The organism is Aeromonas sp. A35_P (assembly GCF_002259925.1).
GTDB lineage: Bacteria > Pseudomonadota > Gammaproteobacteria > Enterobacterales > Aeromonadaceae > Aeromonas > Aeromonas dhakensis.
This window is the reverse complement of the sequence record NZ_NEVB01000107.1, coordinates 1-5,828: the sequence shown is the minus strand read 5'-3', so window position 1 is coordinate 5,828 and position 5,828 is coordinate 1. Positions and strand designations below refer to the sequence as shown.

The following is a 5,828-nucleotide window of genomic DNA, read 5'->3' as shown; positions in this document are numbered from 1 at the left end:
AATCAGGAAAGAAAATGAGAATGATTCTGTTTGTTATTGATCTTTGTTGAGAGGTGGGTAAGATGCCAGCTGTTTGATAACAGTTCTCAATAAGGATTTGCAGTGGCCCATAACAACACCCTATCGCTGGTCGCCCTTGCCGTGGCAGCCGGCCTCGCTTCCCCGGTTTTTGCGGCGGACAAGAAAGCAGATGACGTCATGGTGGTCAGTGGCTCCCGGATGGAGCAGAAACTGGAGGATGTCTCCGGCCCCATCTCGGTCATCACCGCCGAACAGATTGAGGAGCAGGTGGTGAGCAACGTCGCCGACCTGTTCCGTTACGAGCCGGGTGTCACGGCCCTCGGCGGCGCCGGCGATGCCCAGACCTTCGTCATTCGCGGCATGGGCGAGAACCGGGTCAAGATAGTGCGCGACGGCGTGCGCCAGAACGACGCCTACAAGAATGGCGGCGTGGGCCAGAGCTATTTCGACACCGACATGATCAAGCAGGTCGAGGTGGTCAAGGGGCCGGCCTCGGCGGCCTACGGCTCCGATGCACTGGGGGGCGTCATCGCCATCACCACCAAGGATGCGGCTGATTTCCTCAAGGGCCGTGACAGCTACCTGGATGCCACCTCCGGCTATGCCTCCAGCAGCCACCAGAAGATGGCGGGCTTTACCGGTGCCCTGCGTACCGGCGAGCTGGAAAACCTGCTGCGCTACACCTGGCGTGACGGCGGGGTAACCCAGAACTACGACGGCGACAAGAACGAGTTCGACATCGTCAGTCAGGCGCTGCTGTTCAAGAGCCAGTGGAGCCTGAGCGATAGCCAGTTCCTCAAGCTGACCGTCGACTACTTCACCGAGGGGCAGAACCCCGATGCCGTCGACCTCACCAAGGCCGGCTCGGTCTTCAACCAGCCGATCACCGACAAGGATACCGACAACCTGTCGCTGGTGCTGGATCACGGTATCGCCCTGCAGGCGCCCTGGGTCGATCGCATCGACAGCAAGATCTACTATGCCCGTACCAAGCAGACCCTGGATCAGTACGCCTTCTCCAAATACCCGGTGCGGCCGACCAACCCCTATGTGACCAAGAACTCGCTGGACAGCAACGGTTTCGAGCAGAAGAGCCTGGGCGCCCAGGTGAAGTTCAGCAAGGCGCTGGATAGCCAGCGACTGGCCTGGGGCCTGGAGTATGAGCACACCGACAACGAGCGGACCCGCTTCAAGGCGCCGACCGTGCCGGGGGATTTCGTCGGCTACAACGAGCTGAGCTTCCCTTCCACCACCACAGAGCACGGCGCCCTGTGGGCGTTTGACGAGCTGAAGTTCGGCGAGCGCTGGGTGCTGACGCCGGGGGCCCGTTATGACTACTACCGGATGAACCCGGATCAGGATCCCGCCTACACGGGCGAGAACCTCAAGCGCTTCTCCGAAGGGGAGTTCTCGCCCAAGCTGGGACTGGTATTCAAGGCGCACGAGGCGGCCAACCTGTTCGCCCAGTACAGCCACGGCTACAAGACCCCTATGTATGACAACGCCTTCTCCACCCTGAACCACCAGGCGTACGGCTATCGCATCGAGCCCAACACCAACCTCAAGCCGGAGAGCAGCGACGGCATCGATCTGGGGGTACGCGGTAGCGCCGGCGGCTTCAGCTATGAAGTGGCCACCTTCTACAACAAGTTCGAGGACTTCATCGAGCTGGGCCAGGTGAGCACCGAAGGGCGCACCGCCGTCTACCAGTACCAGAACCTGGACAAGGCCACCACCAAGGGGGCCGAGGCCAAGGCGGACTACTGGCTGAACGATCTGGTCAACGTCTGGGGCAACCTCTCCTACATCGAGGGCAAGGATGGCGACGGCAACTACATCAACAGCCTGAGCCCGCTCAAGGGGACCCTGGGGGTACGACTGGAGCAGCCCAACTGGAACATCAACACCGCCCTGCGCTTTGCCGACGACATGAGCAAGGTGGGCAAGGATGCCAAGGGCAACGACAACATCAAGAGCGCGGGCTGGGGCGTGGTGGACATCTATGCCCAGTTCAAGCCGGTGCAGGATCTGCAGTTCAACCTGGGCGTCTTCAACCTGTTCGACAAGGAGTACGTCAACTACGAGAGCATCACGGGGCAGAGCGCCAGTGCCAGCACCAGCAACAAGACCGAGCCGGGTCGCAACCTGAGCGCACGGGTCAAGTACGTATTCTGATGAATACCTATCACGACAGGGGCCTGCGGGCCCCTTTTTCATGGCTGAAATTTGGCCCCCGGCGGCGGCCAAAAAGAAACCCGCCGAAGGCGGGTGGAAGGATTGCAACACTAACCAGGAGGAGGTGTTACTCGATAGACACCGGTCTTGCGCCAATAGTTCAATTTTATTGATATTTTTCATTGTTGCTTGCGCGGCTTACCACCCGGGATCGCAGGATCCCCACCGGCAAATCGGTTATCATTTGTGCCCCATCTTCCCCCTTGCCGAGGATCTATGCCCGCCTTCTCCTGGTTAGCCCTGTTTTTTGGTGCTTTCTACTTCGTCTATGGTGCCTATCTGCCGTTCTGGTCGCTCTGGCTGGAGGGGATCGGGGTGAGCGCCGAGATGATAGGCCTGCTGCTCGGTGCCGGCATGGCAATCCGCTTTGCCGGCAACCTGATGGTGATGGGGCAGATCAAGGGGGCGGGGCACCTGCTGCCGGTCACCCGCCTGCTCTGCCTGCTCAGTCTGCTGGCCTTCCTCGGCTTTTACCTCAGCCACAATCTCTGGTGGCTGGTGGGACTGACCCTGGTGGCGAACTTCATCTACCCGACCCTGATGCCGGTAGGGGAGGCGCTGGCCACCCGCATGGTGGTGCAGGCGCACCTCGACTACGGCAAGGTGCGCCTGTGCGGCTCCTTTGCCTTCATCGTCGCCTCGACCCTGGTGGGGGCCCTGGTGGGGAATTTTGGCAGCGAATGGGTGCTGCACACCATGGTGGCCGGGCTGCTGTTGATGCTGCTGCTCAGCTGGCTGCCGCTGCACCCGGCGCCGCGGGACATCCAGGGCGAGCGGGCCAAGGCCTCCCTGCTCGATACCCTCAAGTCCCCCCAGGTACGCCGTTTCCTGCTGATCTCGGCCCTGCTGCAGGGCAGTCACGCCGCCTACTACGGCTTCAGCGCCATTCACTGGAAGGCGGCGGGCTACAGCGGCACCACCATCGGCTATCTGTGGGCGCTGGGGGTGGTGGCGGAGATCGGCATGTTCGCCGCCGACAAGCGCTTCCTCAACCGCTTCGGCGCCCAGACCCTGTTTCTGGTGGGGGCGCTGGGCTGCGTGGTGCGCTGGATCCTGCTTGGAGCCTCCACCGAGATCCTGGTGCTGGTGGCGGGCCAGCTGCTGCATGCGGTTACCTTCTGCGTCAGCCACCTCGGCGCCGTGCGCTTCATGACCCGCCAGCTGCCGGCCGAGCAGCTGATCCCGACCCAGGCGCTCTATGCGGCGCTGGGGCTCGGCATGACGGTGGCCGCCCTGATGACCCTGTGCGGTCTGCTCTACGAACCGCTGGGAGGCAGCATCTTCTTCCTGATGGTGCTGGTGGTACTGCCGGTGTTCGTGCGGCGCCTGCGCCCAGCTGCGCCGTCTGGGCAGGGGCATGTTCCGGTCTGATGAAGACCCGTATGAATCATAACACAGCAAAAGGGAGAGCCATGGCTCTCCCTTTTTCGTTGCGGCGTGCGGCGTTACCGCGGCTCGCCAAGATAGTGGCGGCTCAGACGGCGCCAGGTATCCGAGCCTATGGTGCCAGCAAGCAGCTCATTGGATGCGGTATCAAAGCGACCATCCGGCAGCCAGCCCAGCTGGGGCAGCAGCCTGGCCAGGGTGGCGTCATTGTGTTGCAGCTCCCTGTCCAGGGTTTCCCAGAAGGCGCTCCCCTTGACGTAAAAGAGCGGGTAGTAGGATCGATCCCCTGCCATCACCTCGCGGGCCGCCCGATAGAGGCCGCTCTCGCCATGGGGCAGCTGCTTGCCCCGTTCGGCCAGCTCGTTGACCGCCGTGACCTGATGCAGCCGAAAGCGGCGCAGCGCCTTGATGGCAAGGTACTCGGCAAGGCTCTCGTTGACCCAGGTGGGCTGTGGCGCGGTGCTGAGGATGTGCACCGCCTCGTGGGCGGAGGTGCGCAGCAGACGCAGTGGCGCCTGTGGCGTCGGCTTGCCATCCCTGGTGGGGTAGTTGGCGACAAACACCTGATCCCCGGCGGCGCCGCCGAGGGAGCGGGTCGCCACATCCCGTCCCAGCCACACCAGCCGCCACGGGTGAGTGGGCGGGGTGACATCGAGCTGGAAGGCCAGATAGTCGATGATCTCGTTCAGTTGCTGCTGCAGGGCCGGCAGATCGAGCTGATTGGCCGTCTCGTCATGGCTCAGCAGCAGCCTGGGATCCCGTTTGGCGACGGGCACTGTGGCCAGACCAAATGGCAGGATCAGCGGCGGCTGGTTGAGGTCCGGCAGCGGCTGGCAGCGGCCATCCGGCAGACAGATGTCCCCTTGGCGACTCCCTTGCTGGCGCACCAGATTGCCCCATTCGGTCAATAGCCACCGATTGGGGGCAAACAGCAGCGACGCCTGGGCCGAGGCATCGGCCCCCAGGGCTGGCGCCGGAGTGAGGGTTACCTGCCAGCCGACCTCTTGGCAGGAGAAGGGCTGGTTGAGGGCCACCGGCTGGTTGTCTGCAAGACAGACCAGCTTGGGTGAAACCGGCGCGGAACTGCCCGGCAACTGACGAGCGGGGAGCAGGGTAAAAGGGGGATTGCCCTGCATCGTGAGGCGTATCTGCAACTCATTGGCACGGCTGCCCTGCTCAATGTGGTAGCGGGGGCCGCTGGTGTCATCGGCGGCGCAGGCCCACAGCGGCAGCAACCACAGGGCACACAGGGTGAGATGGCGACTCATAGGGGATCAACGCTCCTCCTCGAAGGCCAGCAGATCCCCGGGCTGGCAGCCCAGTTCGCGGCAGATCGCCTCCAGGGTGGAGAAGCGAACCGCCTTGGCATGGCCGTTTTTCAGGATGGAGAGGTTGGCCTCTGTGATGTTTACCCGCAGGGCCAGCTCGCGGGCGGTCATCTTGCGTTCGGCCAGCAGGGCATCGAGTCGGATGATGATGGGCATGGGATCCTCACACCGTCAGTTGTTGTTCATCGGCCAGCAGCTTGGCCTCGCGCATCACCAGGGCCAGTGCCGAGACGATCAGCCCGGCCAGCAGCAGCTGAAAGTCCGACGAGCTGATGTTGATCTTGCCGTGCAGCTCGGGTCCCGGCAGGGTGAGCACTATGTCCAGCAGCGGTGTCGTGCCGATCTTGGTGACGAAGCTGACGCAGAGCAGCAGGCCGATCCACTGGTAGCGACGGATCTGGCTGAAGGTGAACAGCATGGCCTGCCGGTAGCCACGAAACAGCTGGAGCAGCTGCCACAGCATCAGCATGAACACCAGATCCGGCAGCAGCATCACCAGGGTGCCCAGCAGGCGGGTGCCCAGGCTGAGGGGGTAGTCGGCAATCGAGGGATCCGTGCTGGCCAGCGCCGGCTGTGCCATGGTCAGGGGGACATGGTTGAGCACCGAACTGTCTTGCACCGCCAGTGCGTCGATCAGCTCCTGCTGCAGGTAGTCGCTGCCGCCGAGCAGCTGGGACCAGACTCCCATGATCGTCATGAGCGGGGTGGCCAGCAGGGCGAACAGCAGGATCCATTCGATCAGATTGCTCATGCGTTCGAGCTTGTTGTGTTTCATCGCTTACCTCTTGGAGTGAAAGGGTGGGCCACGCGCAGCACCGAATTATTGTTTATCAATAAACACAGCCAGATGTTTATCGT

5 protein-coding genes are annotated in these 5,828 nt (G+C 62.7%); 2 read left to right on the top strand and 3 right to left on the bottom strand.

The features are described 5' to 3' along the window. Window positions 1-102: 102 nt before the first annotated feature. Together CAK78_RS07625 and CAK78_RS07620 are read left to right on the top strand one after the other, a co-directional pair. Window positions 103-2,196, top strand: a complete 2,094-nt coding sequence (locus CAK78_RS07625; RefSeq protein WP_094696894.1) for a TonB-dependent hemoglobin/transferrin/lactoferrin family receptor — start codon at window positions 103-105, stop codon at window positions 2,194-2,196. A gap of 276 nt (window positions 2,197-2,472) precedes the next feature. Beyond that, the gene (locus CAK78_RS07620) at window positions 2,473-3,627 is read left to right on the top strand and encodes a 3-phenylpropionate MFS transporter (RefSeq protein ID WP_094696893.1); all 1,155 of its coding nucleotides are present in this window, start codon (window positions 2,473-2,475) and stop codon (window positions 3,625-3,627) included. Between the two features lie 74 nt (window positions 3,628-3,701). Here CAK78_RS07620 and CAK78_RS07615 read toward each other — a convergent pair whose 3' ends face one another. Genes CAK78_RS07615 through CAK78_RS07605 form a run of 3 tightly spaced genes read right to left on the bottom strand, consistent with a single transcriptional unit; the run spans window position 3,702 to window position 5,745 of the window. Next, window positions 3,702-4,910: a hypothetical protein gene (locus CAK78_RS07615; protein ID WP_094696892.1), complete on the bottom strand. Its 1,209-nt coding sequence runs from the start codon at window positions 4,908-4,910 to the stop codon at window positions 3,702-3,704. Window positions 4,911-4,916: 6 nt separating this feature from the next. Beyond that, window positions 4,917-5,126 carry a helix-turn-helix domain-containing protein gene (locus CAK78_RS07610; protein ID WP_005304071.1) on the bottom strand — a complete coding sequence of 70 codons (210 nt, stop codon included), beginning with the start codon at window positions 5,124-5,126 and terminating at the stop codon, window positions 4,917-4,919. A 7-nt stretch (window positions 5,127-5,133) separates the two neighbouring features. After that, window positions 5,134-5,745, bottom strand: a complete 612-nt coding sequence (locus tag CAK78_RS07605) for a DUF2975 domain-containing protein (RefSeq protein WP_094696891.1) — start codon at window positions 5,743-5,745, stop codon at window positions 5,134-5,136. Window positions 5,746-5,828 lie beyond the last annotated feature (83 nt).

Excerpts from the sequence above, each read along its gene's own strand:
- CAK78_RS07620 (WP_094696893.1), top strand. The coding sequence starts at position 2,473 with ATGCCCGCCTTCTCCTGGTTAGCCCTGTTTTTTGGTGCTTTCTACTTC.
- CAK78_RS07605 (WP_094696891.1), bottom strand. The coding sequence starts at position 5,745 with ATGAAACACAACAAGCTCGAACGCATGAGCAATCTGATCGAATGGATC.
- CAK78_RS07610 (WP_005304071.1), bottom strand. The coding sequence starts at position 5,126 with ATGCCCATCATCATCCGACTCGATGCCCTGCTGGCCGAACGCAAGATG.
- CAK78_RS07615 (WP_094696892.1), bottom strand. The coding sequence starts at position 4,910 with ATGAGTCGCCATCTCACCCTGTGTGCCCTGTGGTTGCTGCCGCTGTGG.